The sequence below is a fragment of the Mesorhizobium sp. RSR380A genome (genome assembly GCF_054719385.1).
On sequence record NZ_JBTTIB010000001.1, the window covers coordinates 585,772 to 610,498 of the forward strand.

26 protein-coding genes are annotated in these 24,727 nt (G+C 62.5%); 14 read left to right on the forward strand and 12 right to left on the reverse strand.

The window, feature by feature from the left end:
• Positions 1 to 16: 16 nt before the first annotated feature.
• Positions 17 to 715, forward strand: coding sequence for a corrinoid protein (locus ACYG9Z_RS02905; protein ID WP_023688118.1), 699 nt, complete (start codon positions 17 to 19; stop codon positions 713 to 715).
• Positions 716 to 803: 88 nt separating this feature from the next.
• On the opposite strand, the gene ACYG9Z_RS02910 is transcribed toward ACYG9Z_RS02905, so the two are convergent.
• Positions 804 to 944 (reverse strand): entericidin A/B family lipoprotein, encoded by a 141-nt coding sequence (locus ACYG9Z_RS02910; RefSeq protein WP_023688117.1) that lies wholly within the window; start codon positions 942 to 944, stop codon positions 804 to 806.
• 65 nt (positions 945 to 1,009) lie between these two features.
• Here ACYG9Z_RS02910 and ACYG9Z_RS02915 point away from each other — a divergent pair, with 65 nt between their 5' ends.
• From ACYG9Z_RS02915 to ACYG9Z_RS02960, 10 genes are all read left to right on the forward strand, one after another.
• The gene (locus tag ACYG9Z_RS02915; protein ID WP_023691015.1) at positions 1,010 to 1,639 is read left to right on the forward strand and encodes a DUF1638 domain-containing protein; all 630 of its coding nucleotides are present in this window, start codon (positions 1,010 to 1,012) and stop codon (positions 1,637 to 1,639) included.
• Positions 1,640 to 1,753: 114 nt separating this feature from the next.
• Positions 1,754 to 2,329, forward strand: a complete 576-nt coding sequence (locus ACYG9Z_RS02920) for a DUF4893 domain-containing protein (protein WP_023670399.1) — start codon at positions 1,754 to 1,756, stop codon at positions 2,327 to 2,329.
• Between the two features lie 110 nt (positions 2,330 to 2,439).
• Positions 2,440 to 3,222 carry a formyl transferase gene (locus ACYG9Z_RS02925; protein ID WP_023751614.1) on the forward strand — a complete coding sequence of 261 codons (783 nt, stop codon included), beginning with the start codon at positions 2,440 to 2,442 and terminating at the stop codon, positions 3,220 to 3,222.
• A 188-nt stretch (positions 3,223 to 3,410) separates the two neighbouring features.
• Entirely contained in the window at positions 3,411 to 3,713 is a 303-nt protein-coding gene (locus ACYG9Z_RS02930; protein ID WP_023670397.1) for a virulence factor, read from the forward strand.
• A complete protein-coding gene (locus tag ACYG9Z_RS02935) occupies positions 3,706 to 4,329 on the forward strand; it encodes a methylenetetrahydrofolate reductase C-terminal domain-containing protein (protein ID WP_023751615.1) in 624 nt (207 codons plus the stop codon). The genes ACYG9Z_RS02930 and ACYG9Z_RS02935 overlap by 8 nt, the downstream gene beginning before the upstream one ends.
• Complete coding sequence (locus tag ACYG9Z_RS02940) at positions 4,326 to 5,417, forward strand: methylenetetrahydrofolate reductase (protein WP_023681780.1); 1,092 nt, start codon at positions 4,326 to 4,328, stop codon at positions 5,415 to 5,417. Before ACYG9Z_RS02935 ends, ACYG9Z_RS02940 begins: the two co-directional genes overlap by 4 nt.
• 80 nt (positions 5,418 to 5,497) lie before the next feature.
• Complete coding sequence (locus tag ACYG9Z_RS02945; RefSeq protein ID WP_023681781.1) at positions 5,498 to 6,472, forward strand: methyltetrahydrofolate cobalamin methyltransferase; 975 nt, start codon at positions 5,498 to 5,500, stop codon at positions 6,470 to 6,472.
• Entirely contained in the window at positions 6,423 to 8,552 is a 2,130-nt protein-coding gene (locus ACYG9Z_RS02950) for an ASKHA domain-containing protein (RefSeq protein ID WP_032903629.1), read from the forward strand. Before ACYG9Z_RS02945 ends, ACYG9Z_RS02950 begins: the two co-directional genes overlap by 50 nt.
• Positions 8,553 to 8,738: 186 nt before the next feature.
• The gene (locus ACYG9Z_RS02955; RefSeq protein WP_196813564.1) at positions 8,739 to 8,906 is read left to right on the forward strand and encodes a hypothetical protein; all 168 of its coding nucleotides are present in this window, start codon (positions 8,739 to 8,741) and stop codon (positions 8,904 to 8,906) included.
• A 251-nt stretch (positions 8,907 to 9,157) separates the two neighbouring features.
• Positions 9,158 to 10,123, forward strand: coding sequence for an alpha/beta hydrolase (locus ACYG9Z_RS02960; protein ID WP_023688109.1), 966 nt, complete (start codon positions 9,158 to 9,160; stop codon positions 10,121 to 10,123).
• Between the two features lie 124 nt (positions 10,124 to 10,247).
• On the opposite strand, the gene ACYG9Z_RS02965 is transcribed toward ACYG9Z_RS02960, so the two are convergent.
• Positions 10,248 to 11,147: a LysR substrate-binding domain-containing protein gene (locus ACYG9Z_RS02965; protein ID WP_023670389.1), complete on the reverse strand. Its 900-nt coding sequence runs from the start codon at positions 11,145 to 11,147 to the stop codon at positions 10,248 to 10,250.
• Positions 11,148 to 11,349: 202 nt separating this feature from the next.
• Here ACYG9Z_RS02965 and ACYG9Z_RS02970 point away from each other — a divergent pair, with 202 nt between their 5' ends.
• The 3 genes from ACYG9Z_RS02970 to ACYG9Z_RS02980 all read left to right on the forward strand — a co-directional run bounded on the left by ACYG9Z_RS02970 (position 11,350) and on the right by ACYG9Z_RS02980 (position 13,321).
• Entirely contained in the window at positions 11,350 to 11,535 is a 186-nt protein-coding gene (locus ACYG9Z_RS02970; RefSeq protein ID WP_023681786.1) for a hypothetical protein, read from the forward strand.
• 363 nt (positions 11,536 to 11,898) lie between these two features.
• Positions 11,899 to 12,033 (forward strand): hypothetical protein, encoded by a 135-nt coding sequence (locus tag ACYG9Z_RS02975; protein WP_023681787.1) that lies wholly within the window; start codon positions 11,899 to 11,901, stop codon positions 12,031 to 12,033.
• 349 nt (positions 12,034 to 12,382) lie between these two features.
• A complete protein-coding gene (locus ACYG9Z_RS02980) occupies positions 12,383 to 13,321 on the forward strand; it encodes a GlxA family transcriptional regulator (protein ID WP_348524244.1) in 939 nt (312 codons plus the stop codon).
• A 13-nt stretch (positions 13,322 to 13,334) separates the two neighbouring features.
• On the opposite strand, the gene ACYG9Z_RS02985 is transcribed toward ACYG9Z_RS02980, so the two are convergent.
• From ACYG9Z_RS02985 to ACYG9Z_RS03030, 10 genes are all read right to left on the reverse strand, one after another.
• Positions 13,335 to 14,132 carry an ABC transporter ATP-binding protein gene (locus ACYG9Z_RS02985; RefSeq protein ID WP_023696446.1) on the reverse strand — a complete coding sequence of 266 codons (798 nt, stop codon included), beginning with the start codon at positions 14,130 to 14,132 and terminating at the stop codon, positions 13,335 to 13,337.
• Complete coding sequence (locus tag ACYG9Z_RS02990; RefSeq protein ID WP_023751616.1) at positions 14,129 to 14,902, reverse strand: ABC transporter permease; 774 nt, start codon at positions 14,900 to 14,902, stop codon at positions 14,129 to 14,131. The genes ACYG9Z_RS02985 and ACYG9Z_RS02990 overlap by 4 nt, the downstream gene beginning before the upstream one ends.
• Before the next feature lie 91 nt (positions 14,903 to 14,993).
• Positions 14,994 to 15,944 carry an ABC transporter substrate-binding protein gene (locus ACYG9Z_RS02995; RefSeq protein WP_023688106.1) on the reverse strand — a complete coding sequence of 317 codons (951 nt, stop codon included), beginning with the start codon at positions 15,942 to 15,944 and terminating at the stop codon, positions 14,994 to 14,996.
• Between the two features lie 99 nt (positions 15,945 to 16,043).
• On the reverse strand, positions 16,044 to 16,889 hold the full coding sequence (locus ACYG9Z_RS03000) for a DUF1194 domain-containing protein (protein WP_023691008.1): 846 nt from the start codon (positions 16,887 to 16,889) through the stop codon (positions 16,044 to 16,046).
• Positions 16,890 to 16,980: 91 nt separating this feature from the next.
• A complete protein-coding gene (locus ACYG9Z_RS03005; protein ID WP_023751617.1) occupies positions 16,981 to 19,542 on the reverse strand; it encodes a GcvT family protein in 2,562 nt (853 codons plus the stop codon).
• Positions 19,543 to 19,697: 155 nt separating this feature from the next.
• The gene (locus tag ACYG9Z_RS03010) at positions 19,698 to 20,453 is read right to left on the reverse strand and encodes an FkbM family methyltransferase (protein ID WP_023691006.1); all 756 of its coding nucleotides are present in this window, start codon (positions 20,451 to 20,453) and stop codon (positions 19,698 to 19,700) included.
• Complete coding sequence (locus ACYG9Z_RS03015) at positions 20,450 to 21,685, reverse strand: hypothetical protein (RefSeq protein ID WP_023751618.1); 1,236 nt, start codon at positions 21,683 to 21,685, stop codon at positions 20,450 to 20,452. The genes ACYG9Z_RS03010 and ACYG9Z_RS03015 overlap by 4 nt, the downstream gene beginning before the upstream one ends.
• 33 nt (positions 21,686 to 21,718) lie before the next feature.
• Entirely contained in the window at positions 21,719 to 23,149 is a 1,431-nt protein-coding gene (locus tag ACYG9Z_RS03020) for an aspartate aminotransferase family protein (RefSeq protein WP_245259874.1), read from the reverse strand.
• A gap of 67 nt (positions 23,150 to 23,216) precedes the next feature.
• Positions 23,217 to 24,224 (reverse strand): NAD-dependent epimerase/dehydratase family protein, encoded by a 1,008-nt coding sequence (locus tag ACYG9Z_RS03025; protein ID WP_023751620.1) that lies wholly within the window; start codon positions 24,222 to 24,224, stop codon positions 23,217 to 23,219.
• Positions 24,221 to 24,664, reverse strand: a complete 444-nt coding sequence (locus ACYG9Z_RS03030; RefSeq protein ID WP_023700340.1) for an EamA family transporter — start codon at positions 24,662 to 24,664, stop codon at positions 24,221 to 24,223. Before ACYG9Z_RS03030 ends, ACYG9Z_RS03025 begins: the two co-directional genes overlap by 4 nt.
• Between the last annotated feature and the right edge of the window lie 63 nt (positions 24,665 to 24,727).

Consider the following 24,727-nt stretch of genomic DNA (forward strand, 5'->3'; position numbering starts at 1 on the left):
AAGGAGCCCGAGAAAAATGGCCGACGACGAGATCATCCTCTCCGAGCTTTCCGACGACGAGTTGGTGCAGCAGATGCACGACGATCTCTATGACGGACTGAAGGAAGAGATCGAGGAAGGCACCAACATCCTGCTCGAGCGCGGCTGGGTGCCCTACAAGGTGCTGACCGAAGCTCTGGTCGAAGGCATGCGCATCGTCGGCGAGGACTTTCGCGACGGCATCCTGTTCGTTCCCGAGGTGCTGCTGTCGGCCAACGCGATGAAAGCCGGCATGTTCATCCTGCGCCCGCTGCTGGCCGCCACCGGCGCGCCGAAGCAGGGCAAGATGGTGATCGGCACCGTCAAGGGCGACATCCACGACATCGGCAAGAACCTCGTCGGCATGATGATGGAAGGTGCCGGCTTCGACGTCATCGATCTCGGCATCAACAATGCGGTGGAAAAATACCTCGACGCCATCGAGCAGCACCAGCCCGACATTATCGGCATGTCGGCGCTTTTGACCACGACCATGCCTTACATGAAGGTCGTCATCGACACGATGAAGGAAAAGGGCATCCGCGACGACTATGTCGTCCTGGTCGGCGGCGCGCCGCTAAACGAGGAATTCGGCAAGGCCGTCGGCGCCGATGCCTATTGCCGCGACGCGGCTGTGGCGGTCGAGACCGCCAAGGACTTCATGAAGCGCAAGCATAACGTGCGCGCTTCAGCCTGATCTGTTACGCAAGGCGTCTGGGCCACAATCGAAAGCCGCGCCTTGCAGCGCGGCTTTTTTGTTCCAGCTATTGGAACGGATGGCTGCGTCAGGGTTTGGTGACGGTGTCGTCGACGGCTTTCGCAGTCGATTTGATATCCCGGCCGACACCACGGACGGTGTTGGCACAGGCCGTAAGCGCCAGGATGCAGGCAAGGATTGCAATCGGCGCAACGCGTAACAGTTTCATGGACGGTTTATCCCTCTCTCGATAGATTCGCCCCACAGCAACGAAGGCCGCTTCGACCAGGTTCCATGGCCAGAATGCAAAAAACGAAACCGAATCAGGACGACAGGCTGCTGGTCATCGCCTGCGGAATGATTGCGCGCGAAGTTTTGGCCGTCAAGGAGCAGCTCAAGCTCGACCATCTCGACCTGACCTGCCTGCCGGCGGAGTTCCATTTCTACCCCGACCGCATCGCACCGGCGATGGACAAGGCGATCGAAAAGGCCAAGGCGGAAGGCTATAGCAACATCTTCGTTGGCTATGCCGATTGCGGTACCGGCGGCATGCTCGACCGGGTCCTGGAGAAGCACGGCGTCGAGCGCATGGCCGGGCCGCACTGCTTTGCCTTCTACCAGGGCATGGACGCCTATGCGAAGGTCGCCGACGACGACATGATGTCGTTCTACATGACCGATTTCCTGTGCCGCCAGTTCGACGCCTTCTTCATGAAGCCGCTCGGCCTCGACAAGCACCCGGAGCTGATCAAGGACTATTTCGGCAACTACCAGAAGCTGATCTACATCGCCCAGACCGACGATCCGGAACTCGACAAGGTCGCCGAGAAGGCCGCGAAGATGCTTGGCCTCGCCTATGAGCGCCGCTCGACGGGCTATGGCGACCTGACGGCCGGGCTGGCGCAGGCCGCCGCCCACGCCTGAAGCGGTTCTTGAGCCGGGACGCTGTCGAGAACAGATGACAGGCCGCCGCGGATGGTTAAGTTGTGAGCAACAAGCAAACAGGCTGATTCAGCCATCCGAACACGGAACGTCCCGATGACCCCTCGCGTCCTGCTCGCCGCCCTTGGCCTCCTCTGCCTCGTCTTGCCCGCTCGCGCCGACGGCGAGGTGCAGAAGATCATCACGCCTGCCGACAAGGTTCGCCTCGACAAATATGGCGAGACCCGCAAGGCGGCGCTGGCCGAGGCAAAAGCGGGAGACCCGGCTGAGGTCAGCCAACTCGACGCGCTGCTGGCAAAGCCGATAGTGGCCTTTTCCGACAAGGACCTGAGCGGCAACTGGCAATGCCGAACCATCAAGGTGGGCCTGACCGGCCCGCTGGTCATCTATGGCTGGTTCAAGTGCAAGGTCACGGACGATGGCTCCGGCTGGCAGCTGGAAAAGGTCAGCGGCTCGCAACGCACCAAGGGCCGTTTCTTCGACGATAGCGAAAAACGCGCGATCTATCTCGGCTCCGGCTATGTCAATGACAACAAGCCAAAACCCTATGGCAGCGGCCCGGAAAGCGACCAGGTCGGCTATGCCTTCCGCACCAGCGCCAATGAATGGCGCATCGAATTCCCGGCGCCCTACTACGAATCGAAACTTGACATCATCGAGTTCAAGCGCTGATCCGTTGGTCTCTCGCTGGCCGGGCGGTCATCAAGATTTAACCTCGCCCGGCACAGAATTGAGCCGGGCAGCGCACGGCAAATGGTTGCGCGCCGGCAAGAAAGCGCGCCATGGCATCAGCGGTTGAAAAAAGTGCTGCGATCGTCATCGTCACCGAAGGCGGGCCGCACATCTGGGCCATCGTCAACGCCATCGCCGACCAGTTCGGTCCTGTCAGCGTCATCCTCGAAAGCCCTGAATCCAAAAAACAATTGCTGCTCGGCCGGGCGCGCCGCCAAGGCTTGTTTTCGGCCATCGGCCAGCTTGGCACGATGGTGCTGACCAGGCTCGGCAAACGCTTCTTCGCCGGGCACGCGGAGCGGCTGATCGCAGCGCAAAAACTGCAGACAGAGCCGAGGCCGGGACAAAAGATCATCCACGTCTCCTCCGCCGACGGGCCCGATTGCCTGCAGGCGGTCGCCGACATCCGCCCGGGCGTGGTGCTGCTCGCCGGCTGCCGGATTTTGTCCCGGCAGACGCTGGCGCAAATGCCCTGCCCGGTGCTCAACTACCACGCCGGCATCGCGCCCAAATACCGCGGCATGAATGGCGGCTACTGGGCGCTGGCCTGCGGCGATCTCCAGAATTTCGGCACCACCGTGCATCTGGTCGACGCCGGCGTCGACACCGGCGGCGTGTTGAAACAGGCGCGCGGCAAGCCGGAGCCCGGCGACACGATTTCGAGCTATGCGTTGCGCCAGGCGGCGTTCTCGCGCGACATCTGCGTCGAGGCGATCCGCGACGCCTTGGACGGAAAGTTGGCCACGATCAAGCCGGACCTGCCCTCGAAACAATGGTACCATCCGACGATCTGGTTCTATCTCTGGACCGGCCTGACCAAGCGGGTTTGGTAGCCAGCCTTCCCTCGGAATCTCGCCTTTCTTTTTGCGACGTCCAATAGCGTCGCTTTTGAATGCGCGCGCGTCGTCCCATAACAAGCAGCCCCACTGCGCATCCGGCAATGCTCGCACCTGCTGGACAAAGTGGTGGAGCGTCGTTTCCCTCATGGACGCACGGCGCTCTACAGGGAGTGAGAGAATTCATGGCCGATCTGATCGTCGTCTATTGGCGCGACATCCCCGCCCAGGTCATCGTCAAGAAGGGCCGGCAGAACGCCAAGCGCGAACTGCCGCTGCGCTTCACCGAGGCGATCGATATGTGCGCCATGCGCACCGGCGCCGGCGGCACCGACGATTACCTCGCCGAATGGCGCAAGGCCGATCCGATCCCGGTCGGCGACGACCTCGAAGCCGAGGTCGAGAAGGCATTCAGCGACATCGACGCGAAATACGACCGCGAGCGGCTGGTCGCTCTGGTCAAGGCAGGCGGGAAAGAAAATGTCTGAAACCACTCCTGCCAAAGAGGGGCCAAGGGTTACCCAGCCGGTTACCCAAGCCACTCAGGTCAAGAAAGCAGCGCAGAAATCGGACTACAAGCCGGCCGACGTATCGCCGCAGCGGCGCGTGCAGCGCTCGTTTGCGATCAGGCTGTGGTCGATCCGCCATTCGCGATTGCTCGAATGGTTCTACTCCAGATTCGCAGACATGTTCCTGCTGCTCCATCCGCTGTGGAAAGGCCTTGGCTACGGCCGCGTCGAAGCGCCGATCAAGTTCGTTGAAAAACGCGTAAAAGGCTTCATGTTCGACTGCCGCATGTGCGGTCAGTGCATATTGTCCTCGACCGGCATGTCGTGCCCGATGAACTGCCCCAAACAGCTGCGCAACGGCCCGTGTGGCGGCGTGCGCGCCAACGGCAATTGCGAGGTCGAGCCCGACATGCCTTGCGTCTGGGTCAAGGCCTGGGAAGGTTCGCGGAACATGGAGCATGGCGACAGGATCCTGACCGTTCAGAAGCCCGTAGACCAGTCGCTGCGCGAAACCTCGGCCTGGCTGCGGGTGACGGCGCAGTCGGCAGCGGCCCGTGAAGCCGCTGCCAAAGCCAACACTGGAGCGGCCGCGTGATCGGCCGCCAGCGCGACGAAAACCCGGCCGGCATCCATCTGCCGCTCGATCCCCTGCCCGGCCACTCCTCACGTGGCCGACTGGAGCGTGTGCTGCGGCGCGGCGAATTCGCGGTCACTACCGAGCTCAACCCGCCCGACAGCGCCGATCCCGAAGACGTCTATAACCGCGCGAAAATCTTCGACGGCTGGGTCGACGCCATCAATGCCGTCGATGCCTCCGGCGCCAACTGCCACATGTCCTCGGTCGGCATCTGCGCGCTTTTGACCCGCATGGGCTATGCCCCGATCATGCAGATTGCCTGCCGTGACAGGAACCGGATCGCCATCCAGGGCGACGTGCTGGGCGGTGCGGCGATGGGCGTCGCCAACATGCTGTGCCTCACCGGCGACGGCGTCCAGGCCGGCGACCAGCCCGGCGCCAAGCCTGTCTTCGACCTCGATTCCATGTCGTTGCTGGAAACCTGCCGCATCATGCGCGACAACGGCAAGTTCCTGTCCGGCCGCAAGTTGACGACGCCGCCGCAAATTTTCCTCGGCGCCGCCGTCAACCCCTTCGCGCCACCCTTCGATTTCCGCCCGATCCATCTCGGCAAAAAGATCGCCGCCGGCGCGCAGTTCGTGCAGACGCAATACTGCTTCGACGTGCCGATGTTCAGAACCTTCATGCAGAGGGCGCGGGACTTGGGGCATACGGAAAAAGTTTTCATCCTGTGCGGCGTCGGCCCGCTGGCTTCGGCCAAGACGGCCAAATGGATCCGCTCCAACGTGCCGGGCATTCATATTCCCGACGCCATCATCAAGCGGCTGGAAGGTGCGCAGGACCAGAAGAAGGAAGGCAAGCAGCTCTGCACCGACATCATCAACGAGGTGAAGGAAATTCCTGGTGTCTCCGGCATCCATGTGATGGCCTACCGCCAGGAGGAATATGTCGCCGAGATCGTCGATGAATCGGGTGTGCTGAAAGGCCGCCAGCCATGGAAACGCGAGATCCGCCACGACGATCAGATGGTCGCCGACCGGCTCGAGAGCATACTGCACGACGACATTACCGAAACGCAGGTGGATATGGTGAAGACCGCGCACTGACAGCGCGGACGGCCAGCCATTCGCTTGAATGAAACCAGACAACGATATAAAGAAATCTTTATATCAGGCGGAGAGACTTCATGACCCGGACCATCGTCGCCTCGGCGACACGAGAGATCATCATCGGCTTCGACCAGCCTTTCTGCGTCATCGGCGAGCGCATCAACCCGACCGGCCGCAAGAAGCTGGCCGCCGAGATGATCGCCGGCAATTTCGAGACCGTCGTCAAGGATGCGCTGGAACAGGCCGCCTGCGGCGCCACCATGCTCGACGTCAATGCCGGCGTCACCTCCGTTAATCCGAACGAAACCGAACCCGGCCTGCTCGTGCAGACGCTGGAGATCGTCCAGGGCCTTGTCGACTTGCCGTTGTCGATCGACTCGTCGGTGACCGCCGCCATCGAGGCAGCGCTCAAGGTCGCCAAGGGCCGGCCGCTGGTCAACTCCGTGACCGGCGAAGAGGAAAAGCTCGAAGCCATCCTGCCGCTGGTCAAGAAGTACAACGTTCCGGTCGTCGCCATCTCCAACGACGAGACCGGCATTTCGATGGATCCGGATGTGCGCTTCGCCGTCGCCAAGAAGATCGTGCAGCGCTGCGCCGATTTCGGCATTCCTGCGCATGACGTCGTCGTTGACCCGCTGGTGATGCCGATCGGCGCGCTCGGCGATGCCGGCCGCCAGGTCTTCGCGTTGCTGCGCCGTCTGCGCGAAGAGCTCAAGGTCAACACCACTTGCGGCCTGTCCAACATTTCGTTCGGCCTGCCGCACCGCCACGGCATCAACGCCGCCTTCATCCCGATGGTGATCGGCGCCGGCATGACTAGCGCTATCATGAACCCGGTTCGCCCGCAGGAAATGGAAGCCGTGCGCGGCGCCAATGTGCTCAACGGCACCGACGAGAACTGCACCAACTGGATCCGCACCTACAAGGATTACAAACCGGCCGAAGGCGGCCAGGCGGTCGCAGCGCCCACCGCCGTTAACGCTCCGGGCGAAGGCGGCGGCAATGGCGGTCGCCGGCGCGGCGGCCGTGAAGCCCGCATGGCCAGGGGATAAGCGCGCAATCGTGAACTCGCCTGCAAACATTACTGATCCGCTCGTGCTGTTCATGCCGTCAGGCAAGCGCGGGCGGTTTCCCGTCGGCACACCGGTGCTCGATGCCGCGCGTCAGCTCGGCGTCTATGTCGAGAGCGTCTGCGGTGGCCGCGCCACCTGCGGTCGCTGCCAGATCGAAGTGCAGGAAGGCAATTTCGCCAAGCACAAGATCGTCTCGTCCAACGACCACATCTCGCCCAAGGGCGCCAAGGAAGAGCGCTATGAGCGCGTCCGCGGCCTGCCCGAGCGGCGCCGCCTGTCCTGCTCGGCGCAGATTCTCGGCGACCTCGTCATCGACGTGCCGCAGGACACGGTTATCAACGCCCAGACCATCCGCAAGGATGCCGACACGCGCGTCATCGCCCGCGATGCGGCGATCCGCATGTGCTATGTCGAGATCGAAGAGCCCGACATGCACAAGCCGCTGGGCGATCTCGACCGCCTCAAGATCGCCTTGATGAAGGATTGGGGCTTTAAAAACCTCGAATTCGACTTCTACCTGATGCCGCAGATGCAAGGCATACTGCGCAAGGGTAACTGGACCGCGACCGCGGCCATCCACAAGGATGCCGAAAGCGACATCGCCCGCGTCATAGCACTCTGGCCCGGCCTCAAGAACGAGGCCTATGGACTGGCCTGCGACATCGGCTCGACCACCATCGCCATGCATCTGGTGTCGTTGCTGTCGGGCCGCGTCGCCGCTTCGTCGGGCACCTCCAACCCGCAGATCCGCTTCGGCGAGGATCTGATGAGCCGCGTCTCCTATGTGATGATGAACCCGGACGGCCGCGAAGGCATGACGGTCGCCGTGCGCGAGGCGATCTCGGGCCTAGTCGACAAGGTCTGCGCGGAAGGCAATGTCCAGCGCAACGACATCCTGGATTCCGTCTTTGTCGGCAATCCGATCATGCACCATCTGTTCCTCGGCATCGATCCGACCGAACTCGGCGGCGCGCCCTTCGCACTCGCCGTCTCGGGCGCGGTGCGCATCAAGGCCTCCGATATCGGCCTGAAGCTCAACCAGGGCGCCCGCCTCTATATGCTGCCTTGCATTGCCGGCCATGTCGGCGCCGACGCCGCAGCCGTGACGCTGTCGGAAGGCCCGCATCGCCAGGACGAGATGATGCTGATCGTCGACGTCGGCACCAATGCCGAGATCGTGCTTGGCAACCGCAAGCGGGTGGTCGCAGCCTCCTCGCCCACCGGTCCCGCCTTCGAGGGCGCGGAAATCTCCGGCGGCCAGCGCGCTGCCCCCGGCGCAATCGAGCGCGTGCGCATCGACCCCGATACGCTGGAGCCGAAATACCGCGTCATCGGCTCTGAACTCTGGTCCGACGACCCCGGCTTCCTGGATAGCGTGCAGGCGACCGGCGTCACCGGCATTTGCGGCTCCGGCATCATCGAGATCGTGGCCGAAATGTACCTCGCCGGCATCATCTCCGAGGATGGCGTCATCGACGGGTCGCTGGCCGAGCGGTCGCCGCGCGTCACGGTCAACGGCCGCACCTTCTCTTATGTCTTGAAGGAAGGCGAACCCAAGATCACCATCACGCAGACCGACGTGCGCGCCATCCAGCTTGCCAAGGCGGCGCTCTATGCCGGCACCAAGCTTCTGATGGAAAAGCAGAACACCGAACACGTCGACCGCATCCATTTCGCCGGCGCCTTCGGCTCGTTCATCGATCCGAAATACGCCATGGTGCTTGGGCTGATCCCGGACTGCGACCTCGACAAGGTCTCGGCCGTCGGCAACGCCGCCGGTGCCGGCGCGCGGATGGCGCTGCTCAACCGCGGCTATCGCCGCGAGATCGAGGACACGGTCAGCCACATCGAGAAGATCGAGACCGCACTGGAGCCGAAATTCCAGGAGCATTTCGTCTACGCCATGGCGCTTCCCAACAAGGTCGATCCGTTCCCGAAACTGTCGGCGGCGGTGAAATTGCCGCCACGCAAGACCGTCAGTGAGGATGGCGTCGCCGGCGACGCCGCCCCGCGCCGGCGTTCGCGCGAAGGCCATGCCGCCAGGCGCAGCCGGGAATAAGCCGCCTTACGAAGGCCGCCAATTCGCCCAATTTCATTTGTATGCAAATGTTTCCAGATCGCACCGATCTGGAAACCGAAACGCTGTTTTGGCGCAATCCGTTCGATACAGACGTGAAGCATTTAACGGACATCGAATGGCGGACCGGACTATTCCGCCGCCACAACGCTCCAAAGGAGAATAGAGATGTTCGAGACCCTGGGCCGTTTTCGTGCGGCCATGAAGAATGCACAGGCCGTGCGCGCCATGAACAACCTGCCACCCGAAATCCAGAAGGACATCGGCTGGCCCGTGTCGCCGCGCATCGACGCCCAGACCAACCTGTCGCGTCTGATCCTGGGCTCGGGCCGCTGATGACCTTCGCCGACAAGTGCAAATTGCTGACCAAGCGCCGGGGCCGCCGCATGGTCCCGGCTGCGACCGACGTCAAGCTGCGCGCCGCGCTGCTGCCCCGGCGCTGAGCCGCGCTGCGCAAAACAGCGGACCTGGCTGATCAAACAACCGTGTTGGCTTGGGCCAGAATCTTGACATTTCGGCTGGAGGTACGATCTTCGAGACAGTGGGGGAATTCTCTTAGTCGGCTGCGGCCGAGCTTGTGTACGCGAATGCCCAGTTTCAAAAGCCACCTCGTTTCCTTCATCCTCCGGCACAGCCGCAAGAAGGCATTTGCCAGCCCGGAAAACCTGCAGCGCTGGATCGCCTATGCCCGCAAGACCGAGGATCATCATCCCCCGGCATTGCTGCGGGAGCAGCTCGATATCACCGAGCGCAGCGTCGATGGCTTCCCTGTCTATGAAATCGCGCCGAAGGCCGGCGAACGCAGGCGCATCCTCTACATGCATGGCGGCGCCTATGTCTTCCAGATCACATCCTATCATTGGGGGTTGATCGCCGAGGTGGCCGAGCGCTTGGGTTTCGGCATCACCGTGCCGATCTATCCCATCGCGCCGGAGCATGATTTCCACGCCATGTTCGGCATGGTCGGCGACGTCTACCGGCAGATGCTGGATGAGACCGACGCTGAAGACATCGTCTTCATGGGCGATTCCGCGGGCGGCAACATGGCCGTCGTGCTGACCATGATGGCGGCTGAGGAAGGCCTGCCCTTGCCGTCGCGCCACGTGCTGATTTCACCCGGCCTCGACATGTCGCTGTCCAACCCCGAAGTGTTCGAGGCGGAACGCAACGATCCGTGGCTCGGCATTTCCGGCGGGCTGGAAGCGATCCGCATGTACAGTGCCGGCATCGATCGCAGGGACTGGCATATCAGTCCGCTCTATGGCGACCTCTCGGTGCTGCCGCAGACCCTGCTTCTGACCGGCTCGCACGACCTGCTCAGCCCCGACAATCTGATCTTCGCCAAAAAGGCACGCGCTGCCGGCGTCGATATCGACGTCGTCTATGAGGAAGGCATGTTCCACGTCTGGCCGCTGATCGAGATGCCGGAGGCGCGTCGCGCCAGGGACAGCATCGTCGCCTTCCTTGAAGGTGAGCCCACCAAGCGGCGCGCAACTGCGCGGCGCACGGCGCGACCCGCTCTCGCGGCGCGCCCCGCCCAAGCAGCGGAATAGCAGAGCAATTCCAGGAAAAGTGTAAAACGGTTTTCCCGGGAAAGCGTGTAGCGCTTTCCCTTGGGAATTGAGTCAAAACAAGGAGTTAGAGCGGCTCGCCGTTTCCGTGAAACGGTGAACCGCTCTAGAACTTGCCGGTTTCGCGGAAAAGCTCGAACGTCGCACGGATATGGTCGGCGACGGCCTTGACCGGCGCGCTGGCGTCCGGCGACACCACCATCGCCAGATTGTAGGTGCCGATATCGGGCATGCCGTCCTTCGGGCAAAGCTCGACCATGTCGTTGCCCAGGAACGACTTCGGCAACGGTGCAACCGCGAGATCCGACATGATGGCGGCGCGCTGGCCTGCCGTGTGGGCGCTCATATAGGCGATGCGGTAATTGCGGCCTTCACGGCTCAGCGCATCGAGCGCGCCGGCCCGCCAGGCGCAGCCCTCTTCCCACAGCGACACCGGCAAAGGCTCGCGCAGATGCGCGCTGCCGCCCTTGGCGCCGGCCCAGACGATCGGCTCGGTGAGCAGCACCTCGGCGCCGAGTGCGCTGGTTTTGTAGGAATTGGTCAGCAGCGTGATGTCGAGCGCCCGGTCGTCCATGCGGCGGCGCAGATTGCTGCTCTGGTCGATGGTGACGTCGACGGCAATCGACGGATGCGACTGCGCGAAACGCTTCAGCACATGCGGCAACACGCGCTCGCCATAGTCGTCCGGCGAGCCGAGCCGCACCACGCCGACGATCTCGGGGATGATGAACTTCGACACCACCTCGCGGTTGATCGACAACAGCCGGCGGGCATAACCGAGCAGCATCTCGCCATCCGTGGTCAGCGTCACCGAGCGCGCATCCCGCGCGAAAACAGAGCGCCCGAGAATGTCCTCGAGCTTCTTGATCTGCATGGAGACCGCCGACGGCGTGCGGAACACCGCATTGGCCGCCGTGGTGAAACTGCCGGTCTCTGCAATGGCCACGAAGGTGCGCAAAACGTCGAGATCGAGCAGCGGCAGCGGATGATTGAGTGGGGCGTTCATCGGGATCGACCTTCAATTTTTCTGATGTGAAGCATCATTCCATTTCGTTTGATTGAACATCAGATTGGGAGGATAGTCAACTCCATCGAAGGCAGGACGTGCCATGGCTCCAACGCTCCTGACACGGAATTGCACTCGATGCGGAATATCCAGGCGACGGAACGCGTTCATGCGGGACGTGCCACAACCAAAGGAGAATGAAATGTCTATCCTGTCATCCATCGGTCGGCTTGCGACCGAATTGAGCGCGGCCCGCGCCCGCTTCCAGACCGAACGTGCGATCCGCTCGCTGCCGATCGAACTGCAGAAGGATATCGGCTGGCCTGAAGCTGCCGACACCAAGACCGGTGCACGCCACGGCGTCGGATCCTGGGCTGGAGCAAAGTAAACCATTGTGTACCTTGTGCTGAAGGCCTGCCGCGCAGACCAGCCCGGCAGGCCTTCTCTATTGGCCCTGCAGGCTTTCTCCAACTTATTTGCACTCAAATGATTTTCAGAGCCGTGTCGCCGCTGCATGGCGCATATGCGTCACTTGCATGGCGCCTCAATGTCGCCGGTAACACACTGTAAGTAATCGTAAATTTTGGGCACCATGCCCAATAATGTCGCAAACGATGTCGCATTTCCATTCAAGCGCTTCGCATTTGCGATTTAGTTTCTGCTCACGCAGGCCTATATCACCGTCAGCAAACGAGCTGCCCCACTCCATCAAGCGAAGGCGACCCGTCTGAGCAACCGATAGGAGATGATGATGAAGCTTTTTGCCCGCCTCTTTGCCCGCCGCGAAATGAACCTGACGACCGCTCTCGAGCGCCAGCGCCTTGCCAATACCATGCCCGGCCAGACCGGTGCCATGAATGCGGTGCGCCTCGGTTTCGTTGCCTGAGATAACGGCTAGCGCTCAGCGCTTCCCTGCCGCTGCCGATAGTCGATAACAGCGCCGCTTCGGCTTGACCGAAGCGGCGTTTCTCATTTTTGGCACCTATGCCGCCGCCACCATGCCCAATCCGTCGGCAGCCCGTGCCTGTCATCCCGGACGATTGCTCATTTGCGACCCATGTCGCAAATATAGTTTCCGCTTAGCCCCCTAGCCGATTGACAGGAATGGTTTTTCCTGATGTCGCTGTGCTGTTCGCGACATCCTGTTCGCGCCATGGCCGCGTGAGGTTCCCTTGAACGCCGTAAAGCATCCGATCAAGCGATCGTTTGTATTCTTCCTTGTCCCGGACTTCACCATGATCGCCTTTGCGACGGCGCTCGACCCGCTGCGCTCGGCCAACCGCATGCTCGGCTATGAGGCCTATCGCTGGCGCCTCGCCAGCATCGACGGCAAGCCGGTGCGCGCCTCCAACGGCGTCGAATGCGCCGTCAACACCTCGCTCGAGGAAGAGCGCAAGAAAATGGCCGGGCCGGATCGGCCGAACATGGCCATCGTCTGCAGCGGCATGAATGTCGAGCGCTACCAGAATAGGTCGGCCTTCGCCTGGCTGCGCGAGGAATACAACAGAGGCGTCGCCGTCGGCGGCCTGTGCACCGGCGCGCATATCCTTGCCGCCGCCGGCCTGCTCTCCAACAAGCGCTGCGCCATCCATTGGGAAAACCTGCCGGGCTTTTCCGAGGCCTTTCCCAAGGCCAACGTCTTTGCCGACCTCTTCGAGATCGACCAGAACATCTACACCTGCGCCGGCGGCACCGCCGCCCTCGACATGATGCTCAAGCTGATCGGCGACGATTTCGACGACAATCTGGTCAACCGCGTGTGCGAGCAGGTGCTGACCGACCGCGTGCGCAGCCCCACCGACCGCCAGCGCCTGCCGCTGCGCGCCCGCCTCGGCGTGCAGAATTCCAAGGTGCTGACCATCATCGAACTGATGGAAGGCAATCTCTCCGAACCGCTGTCGCTGATCGAGATCGCCGACCATGTCGACCTGTCGCGCCGCCAGATCGAGCGCCTGTTCCGCACCGAGATGGGCAGATCCCCTGCCCGCTACTACTTGGAAATCCGCCTCGACCGCGCCCGGCACCTGCTGATCCAGTCCTCGATGCCGGTGGTCGAGGTAGCGGTCGCCTGCGGCTTCGTCTCGGCGTCGCATTTCTCCAAATGCTACCGCGAACTCTATGCCCGCTCGCCGCAGCAGGAGCGCGTCGACCGCAAGCAATTGCTGGCGGCCTGATCCGAAAACGCACTCAGGCTTCGGCGGGCTGCGCCTGTACTGTGCGCATCGCCTCGACGCGGATATCCTCGGTCAGCCGCGCCTTGAGCGCCGAGAACTCCCGGCTGGTCTTCAGCGTATAGTGACGCGGATGCGGCAGGTCGATGGCGACATCCGACTTGATGCGGCCTGGCCGCGCGCTCATCACGATCACCCGCGAAGCCATGAAGATCGCCTCCTCGATGTCGTGGGTGACGAACAGCACTGTCTTCTTGCGCCGCTCCCAGATGCCGAGCAGCAGTTCCTGCATCAGTCCGCGCGTCTGGTTGTCGAGCGCACCGAACGGCTCGTCCAGCAACAGGATTTCGGGGTCGTTGGCCAGCGCCCGGGCGATCGCCGTGCGCTGCTGCATGCCGCCGGACAGCTGTTTTGGCCAATGGTTCTCGAAGCCCTTGAGCCCGACGAGGTCGACATAGGAAGCGACGATCCCGTCTCGCTCCTTTTCGGCCATGCCACGTTCGCGCAGGCCGAAGGCGATATTCTGCGCCACCGTTAGCCACGGAAACAGCGTGTAGGACTGGAACACCATGCCGCGATCCGGTCCCGGCCGCGTCACCGCCTTGCCGTCGAGCAGCACACGGCCTTCGCTCGGCGCTTCCAGGCCGGCAACGATCCTGAGCAGCGTCGACTTCCCGCAGCCGGACGGCCCCAGAATGGTGATGAAGTCGTTGGCCGCGACCGCAAGGTCGACCGGCATCAGCGCCTTGACCGGCTGCCCGCCGCGCACGCCGGCGAAGGTTCGCGAGACGCCTTCGATAAGCAACTTGCTCATGCCAGGCTCCAGGGAAAGAGCCAGCGATTGAACGCCTTGAAGGCGAAGTCGGACAACAGTCCGATCAGCCCGATGACGATGATGCCGAAGATGATCTGCCCTGTCGCCAGCCGCGACTGGCTGTTGATGATCATGTAGCCGATGCCTGAGGACGAACCGATCAGCTCGGCGACGATGACATAGGTCCAAGCCCAGCCGAGCACCAGCCGCAGCGTCTCGGCAATCTCGGGCGCATTGGCCGGCATGATGACCCGTTTGACGATACCGCTGTTGGTCGAGCCCAGCGTATAGGCCGCCTCGACCAGGTCGCGCCGCGTCGAGCCCACCTTGACCGCGACGATCAGCATGATCTGGAACACCGAGCCGACGAAGATGACCAGCAGCTTTTCCAGCTCGCCAATGCCGGCCCACAGGATGAGCAGCGGAATGAAGGCCGAAGCCGGGAGGTAGCGGGCGAAGGAGACGAACGGCTCCAGAAACGCCTCTATTGGTTTCCAGGCGCCCATGGCGATGCCGATCGGCACGGCGACGATCGACGCCAGCAGGAACCCGCCGAAGACCCGCCAGATGGTGATCAATATGTCGAGCCAGAAGCGGTCCTCGACCAGCAGCCGCCAACCATCCCGCAGCATCGACAGCGGGTCGGCGAGGAAGATGCGGTTGACGTGGCCGCCAAGCGTGATCCACGCCCAGAAGGCGACGAACAGCACGAAGAAGGAAATGCCAAGCACGGTTCGAATGCCCGGCGACACCGGATGCAAGGGGCGCATCTTCAGATCGTCCGCATCGTCAAATCATCACTTGTCCAGGAGAGAGCGGCGGCCCTAGGCGCCGCCGCACAATGGTCAAAGGCGAGGCCTGTCAGTTCGCCACCGCGCTGGTGTCGGCCAGCGTGGCAACGTCTGGCGCTTCCTTGATCAACCCCATCTGCAGCAGAAGCTCGCCGGCGGTCTTGGAAAAGTCCTGGAATTCCTTGGTGAAGAACTGCTTGTTCTCCGCCTTGTCGGCCCATTTCAGGTATTTCGCCGAATCCTCGAATTCTTTCGCAGACTGCTTCACGTCGGCGCCCATGATCTCGTAGGATCTCTGCGGATCGCTCTTGATCAGGTCGAGCGCTTCGAAATAGCTGTCGGCCAGCGCCTTGGCGGCGTCGGGATTGGCGGTGAGGAATTCAGGCGTGCAGCCGACCGTGTCGAGCACCATCGGGTAGTCGAGCGTGGTCGCCAATATGTGGCCCTGATCGGACTTGTCGCGCACCGCCGAGATGAACGGCTCATAGGTGACCGCCGCATCGTTCTGGCCGGCGAGGAAGGCTTGCGCCGCCGCATCCGGTTCCAGGTTGACGACGGTCACATCCTTGGTCGACAGGCCGTTCTTGTTCAGCACCCAGGCCAGCATGAAATAGGGCGACGTGCCCGGCGCCGAGGACGCGACATTCTTGCCCTTGAGGTCGGCGACGGTCTTGATGTCGTTGCGCACGACAATGCCGTCGGCGCCATAGGATTTGTCGAGCTGGAAGATCTGCTTGGTGGTCACCCCTGAGGCGTTCCACACCAGCCAGGTCTCGACCGTGGTGGCGGCGCATTGCAGATCGCCGCTGGCGATGGCGAGCGGCCGGCTGGCCTGCGGCACCTTCTTCAGGGTCACGTCGAGGCCATGCTTCTCGAAGATGCCGGCCTGCTTGGCGAGCGTCAGCGGCGCAAAGCCGGTCCATCCGCTGATGCCGATGGTGACCGATGTGGCAGCCTCGGCCGGCACGGATATTGCAGCCGCAAGCGCCAATACCGCGGCAGCGACGATGGTCTTGTTCATGTCGGTTCCCCTTGTTTTTTCGGATGCCGAATTGTGTCACAGACGCCCATGGGCTTGTCAATGAAACCGGCCCTTCACGGCAGCGTGATGATGCGAACGCTAACGCGCATCGAACATCCAGCTGCGGTCGCGCCACATCTTTTCGCCGACCTGGCAGTCGGTCGGCCGGTCCTGCGCCAGCACCACCGGCGGATGCCCGGCCTCCTCGCGCGCCCGTTGCGGCGAAGCGGCGCCGGCCAGCTCCAGCACCAGCTTGCGGCGGATGGCTTCGGGAAACTGCGTCCAGTCATTGACCGGGATCATGAAGGATCCGGGACCGCCGATGACGCAGTCGCTGTAGTAGCGGTCGAGATTGTTGACGTCATAGGCGCCGCCGAACCCGCCGCGCGTCATCAGCGGCAGGCCGTTGATGATGATGCCTTGCTTGACCACCGCGTCGCGGGTGATGTCGACGGGCGCGCCCTGGTTGTTGGGCCCGTCGCCGGAAATATCGATGACGCGCTTTGTCCCCTGAAAACCGCTTTCGGCGAACAGATCGCTGCCGAATTCCAGCGCGCCGGAAATCGAGGTGCGCCGGGCGCTGGCCGGCGGATGGGCGGAAAGCTGCGCGGCCACCCGCTCGGCATCGGCCCGGCTGGCGATCACCGTCCACGGCACGACGACCTGCTGCGTGGTCGCTCCGGCCCATTCGACATAGGTGACGGCGACCTTGCCATAGGCGCCGTCGGCGATGGCCTGCAGAACATTGTCGTGCGTCAGCGCAGCAGCATAGCCGTGACGCTGGATTTCAAGTTCGCCCGGCGACATCGACAGCGACACGTCGACGGCCAGCACCAGCTCGACGTCGACCGGCTCGGCGGCTTGAACCGGCGGCACCAGCCAGAGCCCCAGCGCCAGCGCGGCACTGCCTGAAAGGAAATGTCGTGCGCAAGAAAAAGCAGACATACCCGAAGGTAAGCGAAAACCGGCTGCTGACAAAGCAAAAAGCCCGGCGAGGTGCCGGGCTTTTCGATGTGTTGGTTGGAACCTATGACGCTCAACTCCTCGGCTTCAAATTCTCTGGATCGTAGAGCGGCTTGTAACCAACCGCCGCCACTTCTACCGGGTAGGTCTCGCCGAAATATTCGATGGCGAGCTTGCGGCCTTCCTGGGCATGGGCCCAGGGCAGATAGGCGAGGCCGATGTTCTTGCCGATGGTCGGGCCATAGGCCATCGACGTGGTGAAAGACCGGCGGCCGAGTTCGTCGACCAGCGTCTCGCCGGTCTTCGGATCCATCACCGGCATGGTGCCGACGGGATAGCGGGCAACGCCTTTCGCATCGACGTTCTCGGTCATCACCAGCGTGCACAGGATCGCCGGCTGGTGCTCGCGGGCGCGGTATTCGACATGTTTGGCCTTGCCGCAGAAATCGTTCTCCTTGACCTTCGGTCGGGCAAGGTCGGCCTCAAGCAGATTGTACTCGGTCAGAAGGTCGGCGTTCTGCAGGCGCAGGCTCTTTTCCATGCGACGCGTGTTGGCATAGGTCTCGACGCCGAACGGCATGACGCCGGTCGAACGCAGCGCGTCCCAAACGGCCAGGCCGTCCTCGTAGCGCATGTGCAGTTCCCAGCCCTGCTCGCCGACATAAGAGATGCGGAAGGCGGTGACGTCCTTGCCGCCGATCCTGACCGGCTTGATCGCCGCGAAGGGGAAGTTCTCGAGCGAGAGACCATCCGGATTTTCGACCACTTTCTGCAGCGTCGCCCGCGCGTTCGGTCCCCAGATGCCGATGGTGACGTATTTTTCCGTCACGTCGGTGATGGTGACGTCAAAGCCTTTATCCTGCGCGGTGCGCTGCATGTAGCGGAAGTCGCGCGGACCGGCGTCGGCGCCGTCGATCAGCCGACAGCGGTCGGCCATGCGGATGACGGTGAAGTCGGCGCGCACCATGCCTTCCTCGTCGAGGAAGTGGGTGTAGATACCCTTGCCGATGTTGTTGTCGCCACCGATCTTGGCCGCACACAGCCACTCCAGCAGCGCGACATGGTCCGGCCCTTCGATGTCGTACATCGAGAAATGCGAGAGGTTGACGATGCCGCAATCTTCGCTCATCGCCAGGTGCTCGGCATTGGACACCCGCCAGAAATGGCGGTTGTCCCACTCGTTCTCACGTATGGGAACCCGGTTGCCATACTTCTCCAGCAGATGCTCGTTGGCGGCATAGCCATGCGCGCGCTCCCAACCGCCCAGCTCCATGAAGTAACCGCCAAGCTCCTTCTCGCGCTCCCAGAACGGCGAGCGGCGGATGTTGCGACCTTTGGAGAACGGCTCGCGCGGATGCACCGCTGGATTGTAGACCTTCATCGCCGTCTCGGTGCAGCGATCCCAGATGAACTGCTCTTTCGTCTGGTGCGGATAGAAGCGCGCATAGTCGATGGCGTGATGGTCGATTTCCGTGCGGCCGTCCGTCATCCAGTCGGCGATCAGCTTGCCCATGCCGGGGCCGTCCTTGACCCAGATGGCGACGGCGTACCAGAGGCCCCTCACCTTCTGGCTCTCGCCCATGGACGGGCCGCCATCGGCGGTCACCTGCAACAGGCCGTTGAAGGAATGGCTTTCATTGTAGCCGAGTTCGCCCAGGATCGGCGTCAGCTCCATGGCGCGCTCAAGCGGCGCCAGGATCTGCTCCATGTCGAGATCGCGCTGCGACGGTGACAGCCGCGCCTGATCCTTTTCCAGCAAATCGCGCGGATGGCAAAGACGCGGATTGGTCTCTTCGTAGTAACCCCATTCGATCTGGCCGCCTTCGGCGGTCTTGGGATCGCCGGTGTCGCGCATATAGGCCGAATTGCCTTGGTCGCGCAGCAGCGGCCAGCCGATCTCCTTGCCGGTACCGGCAAACTCATTGTAAGGCCCGAAGAAGGTCAGCGGATGGTCGATCGGCATCACCGGCAGGTCTTCGCCGACCATTTCGGCGATCAGCCGGCCCCAGATGCCGGCGCAGACGATGACATAGTCGGCCATGATCGTGCCGCGGTCGGTGACCACGCCCTTGATGCGGCCTTCCTCGACAATGAGGGATTTGGCCGGCGTGTTGGCGAACGACTTCAACTTGCCCGACGCTTCCGCCTTGTCGACCAGCTTGCCGGCGACGGTCTGCGAGCGCGGGATGACCAGGCCGGCGTCCGGATCCCACAGGCCGCCCTGCACCATAGACTCTTCGATCAGCGGGAATTTTTCCTTGATCTCGGCCGGTTCGATCAGCCGGGCGCGGGTGCCGAAGGATTTGGCCGAGGCGATCTTGCGCTTGATCTCGTCCATGCGGCTGTCGTCGCCGACGCGCGCCACTTCGAGGCCGCCAATGCGGGCGTAGTGGCCCATCTTCTCGTAGAAATCGATGGAGTAGAGCGTCGTCCAGCACGACAGGAAATCATGGCTCGTGGTGTAGCAGAAGTCCGAGGCATGCGCGGTCGAGCCGATATCGGTCGGGATGCCCGACTTGTCGATGCCGACAATGTCGGTCCAGCCGCGCTCGATCAGATGATGCGCGATCGACGCGCCGACAATGCCACCCAGGCCGACGATGACGACCTTCGCCTGTTTCGGAAACTCTGCCATTGCCCGCGACTCCAAGGGGATAAAGCGGGCGCGTCCGCGCCCGTTCGAATGGCGCACAATATGCAGAGGACGTGGATGGAGCTACCGCCTGTTTGCGACACGTCGCAGATGCGACGCGACCCGGCGCGCCGGCGTGCCGCCAGTGGCGATCTATCTCAGGCGAAGGCCCAGATGTCCTCGGCCTGGAAGCCGACCTGATAGCCTGATGTCTTCAGCTTGACCACGACCTGGCCGATTTCGGCGGCCGGCAGCGCGCCGACCTCGACCTTGATCATGCCCGGACGATAGCGCTTGAGATCGAGCTGTTCGAAGACGATCCAGTCGGCGCCCTCGCAATCGACCAGGAAGGCGTCGATATGCGTGATGCCGTTGCGATCGAGCAGCGTCTGCAGCGTTTCCGACGTCACCTCGATATCCCTCACGTGCGGCGCGAACTTGTTGAAATTGGCGTCGTCCTCGCCCCAGGCATTCTTGCCCGACATCAGATTGGTGTCGGTGACCGACGAGCAGCCGATGAACTCGATCGGCAGCGTGCCGGCCTCGAGTGCCGCGGCATCGAAAGTGTGGACGGTGATCGTGCCCTTGGTCTTCGTCACCGCGACCGGTTCGATGACGAAGCGTTCCGTGTCGGGATAGTTGGCGCGCAACCGCTTCTGATTGTACGGGATCGGCTCGACCAGCACGGCCCGCGCCCGCGGAATGCGGTGCAGCCACGGCGTGACGTCGTCGAACAGCGCGCCGTCGCAAGCGCCGACATTGACCATCTGGAAGGCTTGCCCACCGCCAAACCGCGCCTTCAGCGCCGCCTTGGCCAGGAATTTCGTGCCACGCAACGCCGGCCCGCGATCGAGCAGGCCGGCGGGCAGGCCGAGCGAAAGGGCGATGCGCGCCAGCCCGGAAATGGAACTCATGGCTTATCTCCAGGTATGGCCTGCAAGGCGATGGGCCGCCTTCCATTCAGGCTTGCCGACGCCCACAGCGCCATGATCGGGCCGACAAGCAAAAGGTAGGGCGGCAGAAGGTTCGGGAAGTAGATGCGGGTGTCGTGGATCGGAAAGACGGTGAATTTCGCCAGCACGCCAAGCACCAGTGCTGCAAGCAGGATGCCGGCGCGACGATCGAGCCGGAAGCCGGCGCGGCCGAGCGCAAACCACGCGGCCAGCGCCAGAACCGAGACCCCGACCCAGCTGTTGATGCTGATGGCGCGAATGAAGGATGCGGCAAACGCCTTGAGATAGGCGCCAACCGAGAACGGCGGCTCGAAGCCATCCATATTGTAGTGCTGCTCGATGCTGGAGAACCACAGATGCGGCCACCAGCCGGGATGTTGGGCCCAGTGCGAAATCGCGAAATAGGCGACGAAGGACGCGGCAAAGCCGGCCAGCGCGCCCCACGCCCGCTGCCGGAAGACCAGCAGCAGCACGGCGAAAATGGCCAGGAACACGATGTTGTCCGGCCGCGCCATGAAGGCCATGAAAAGCAGGAAAGCGGTCGCTGCCTCGCGGCCGCGCACATAAGCAAACAGCCCGCCGAGGAACAGCGCCGAGCACAACAGATCCGGGGTCGAGGCGCGTGCGGCATCGCCGAAATCGGCCATGATCAGCACCGCGCCGACCACAGGCGCCAGCGCAAGCGCGCCTTCGGTTCGCAGCCACAGCAGCGTGATCATCCCGAACAGCAGCACCGAGACCACCTGCAGCACCCGCATCGCCTCGACCGGCGACATCACCGAACTCATCGTCGACAGCATCTCGGCATAGAGAAACTTGATCCGGTACATGCCAAGCAGCGAGTGAAAGTCGGCGGCATTTTGCGCCATATGGCTGCGGAAGCCGCCGCCATCGTCTGTCAGCGCCTTGTAGTCGGCGGCCGAAACGCCGGCCTGGACCGTCCTGTAGGCATAGTCATGCAGCGCCTGGGCATCTGGGTAAGCGCCCTCCTCGGCGATTGTGAGATAAGGCAGCATGTCCCAATTGGCATCGGGCATCGTCCAGGCGGTAAACGCCGTCAGCAGGATATAGAGCGAAAACGCGATCGCGCCGATTGGCGCGGCCCATCGCGCATAAGTCCCCTCGCCCCACGCCAGAGCGGCCGCGGTCAGCCGGTCGAGTGTGTTTTGCGGGGCGGGAGACTTGCTCAGCATTGTCGGACTCGGGACTTCGCTCAACGGACTTCTTTAACGGACCTGGCTTTTGACGAAATCCTTCACGATCCCCACGATGCCGCGCGACAGCAGGCTATCGAAGGCATCGACGAAATGGTCGACATGCTCGCGCTGGCAGATCAGCGGCGGCTCGAGACGGATGACGTTGCGGTTGTATTCGGTGAAGGCGACGAGCACGTCATAGTCGCGCAGCAACAGCGCGCCGACGAAGCCCGACAGCGAGCCCTTCAGCTTGTCGTCGAGGACGCTGACGATCGGACGCAGCACCATCGGCAAGGTCTGCGAGAAGTCGTGGAACTCGAGCCCGACCATAAAGCCTTTGCCGCGCACATCCTTGATGATCTTCGGGTACTTCTCCTTCAGCGCCTGCAGGCGCTGCAGCAGATAGTCGCCGGTAGTGGCGGCGTTGTCGATCAGCCCCTCATCATAGAGCACGTTGATGCCCTCGATCGCGGTGACGCAGGCCTCGCCCATGCCGCCAAAGGTGGCCATGGCATGGATCATCGCCGTCTTCGGCGTGCCATAGGCCTTCATATAGACCTCGCGCCGGGCGATCATCGCGCCGACCGCCGCCTTGCCGGCGCCGAGCGATTTCGCCAGCGCCGTCACATCGGGCACGACGCCATAATGCTCGAAGGCATAGAAGCGTCCCGAACGGCCATAGCCGCACTGCACTTCGTCCGCCACCCACAGCACGCCATACTGGTCGCAGAGCACGCGCAATTTCTGCCAGTATTTGGCCGGCGCCTGGATGATGCCGCCGCCGCCCTGGATTGTCTCAAGCACGATGACGCCGACCTCCGGGTCGGAGCGGAACAGCCGCTCGACCGCTTCGATATCGGCGAACGGAATGCGAACGGTGTTCTCAGCCATCTTGAAGTCCGCGCGGTAGAGCTGGCCATCGGTAATGCCGAGCACGCCCTTGGTCTTGCCGTGGAAGGAATTCTCGGCATAGACGATTTTTGGCCTCTTAGGCCCGGCGGCGCGCTCGGCGAGCTTCACCGCCGCTTCCATCGCTTCCGAACCCGACGAGCCCAGAAACACCATGTCGAGATCGCCGGGCGAGCATTTGGCGATGTTGTGCGCAAGGGCCGATGCATATTGCGACATGAAGGCGATGGCGATTTCCTGGCGCTTCTCCTCCTGGAATTTGCGCCGGGCCTCCAGGATGCGCGGATGGTTGTGGCCGAAGGCCAGCGAACCGAAGCCGCCGAAGAAGTCGAGAATCTTGCGGCCATTCTGGTCGATGTAGAACATGCCTTCGGCACGCTCGATCTTGATCTTGTGGAAGCCGAGCAGCTTCATGAAATGCAGCTGGCCCGGATTGAGATGCGCCTTGAACAAGTCGGTCATGCGCGCAACATCCATCGCCTTCGCCTGCTCGACGCTGATCAGGTCGGGCTTGGCGATGGCGGTAGGCGACAACGCCGGCGCGCCGACCATGGTGCGCGCGTTCGTCTGCTCAGGCTTGGCCATGACGGTCATTTCGGAGTTCTCCTGGTCGTCCCACCTATTCGGCGGGGACATGATTTGCGGTGACGGCAAGCCCGTCTTTCTTGGCGCGGTATTCGCTGTAGGCGGCGATCAGCATGCCCTCGTCGCGATATTGCGGCACCCAGCCGAGCTGGCGCTCGGCCTTGGATACGTCGAGCACGCACTCCTCATCGGCGATCAGATATTGTTCGGGATCCATGATCGGCATGTTCATGAGATCGAGCAGGTCGAGGGTGCGCTTGACCGCCCAGCCCGGCGTCGGGATCAGCAGCGACTTCGAGCCAGCATGCTTGATCAGGTCGCCCAGCAATTTCTTCACCGGCGGCGGATTGAGGGAGCCCAGATTATAGGCCTGGTTGGGCACGCCTGCCTTCCAGGCCGCGCGGGCAGCTTCCGCGCAATCGAACACCGAGATGAACTGATAGGGGTTCTTGCCCGAGCCGATCATCGGCACAGGAAAATTCCAGTCGATCAGTTTGAACAGCTTTTCCAGGATCCCGAGCCGGCCGGGACCGATGATCAGCCGCGGTCGAAAAAGCGAGATCGACATGCCGCGCTTGCGCCATTGCGCGGCGAGCTCCTCGGTCTTCTGCTTCGACCAGCCATATTCGCCGAGCGGCGCGACCGGGTGCTCCTCGGTCATCGGCTGGGTGACCGTGTGGCCGTAGATCATGTCCGTGGTGTAGTGGACGAGCTTGGACGCGCCGGCCTTGTCCATCGCCTGCATGATGTGTTCGGTGCCGTGGAGATTCACCGGAAAGAAGAAGTCGTGACGCTTGGCCCGCACCTGGATCGGCGACAGCATTTTGGCCGACAGGTTGTAGACCATGTCGTCGGCCTTCAATCCGATGTTGGCCACCGAGGCCGTATCCGTGACATCGCAGGTGACGAAGCGAACGTTGCGATAGTGCGCCAGGTCGCTCTTGACGATGTCGGCAACGACAACCTCTTCACCATCGGCCACAAGCTTCGGGGCAAGATGACGGCCGACGAAGCCGTCGCCGCCGAAAATAACATGTCTCATCGAACGATCTCGCTGGTCTTGTTGGGGATGATGGAAGCGGTTTGGTCGTCATGCCCGCGCCCGCCCAAGTCTCGACCGCTTTGCGCGATCAGCACGGTGCCGACGCAGATGAAGGCGATGCCGGCAATGCGCCAGGCATTGAGGTCCTCGCGGAAGATGAAATAGGCGAAGATCGCAACCGCGACATAGGCAAGGCTGAGGAACGGATACGCAAAGCTGAGCTCGACCTTGGACAGCACATAGAGATGCGAAGCCATCGAGATGACGAAGGTGCACAGGCCGAGAAACACCCATGGGCTGAAAACGACCTGCAACAGCCTCAACAGCGGATTGGTGCCTTCGAACGAAATCGGCCCGAGTGACATCATGCCTTGCTTCAGCATCAGCTGCGCGGCGGCATTGGTCATGACCGTGAACAGAATGAAGACGATGTATTTCATATTTTGCACCCGCCACTCGCAACGGTCGTATTACGAACCTGCAAACATTTCATGAAGTCACGA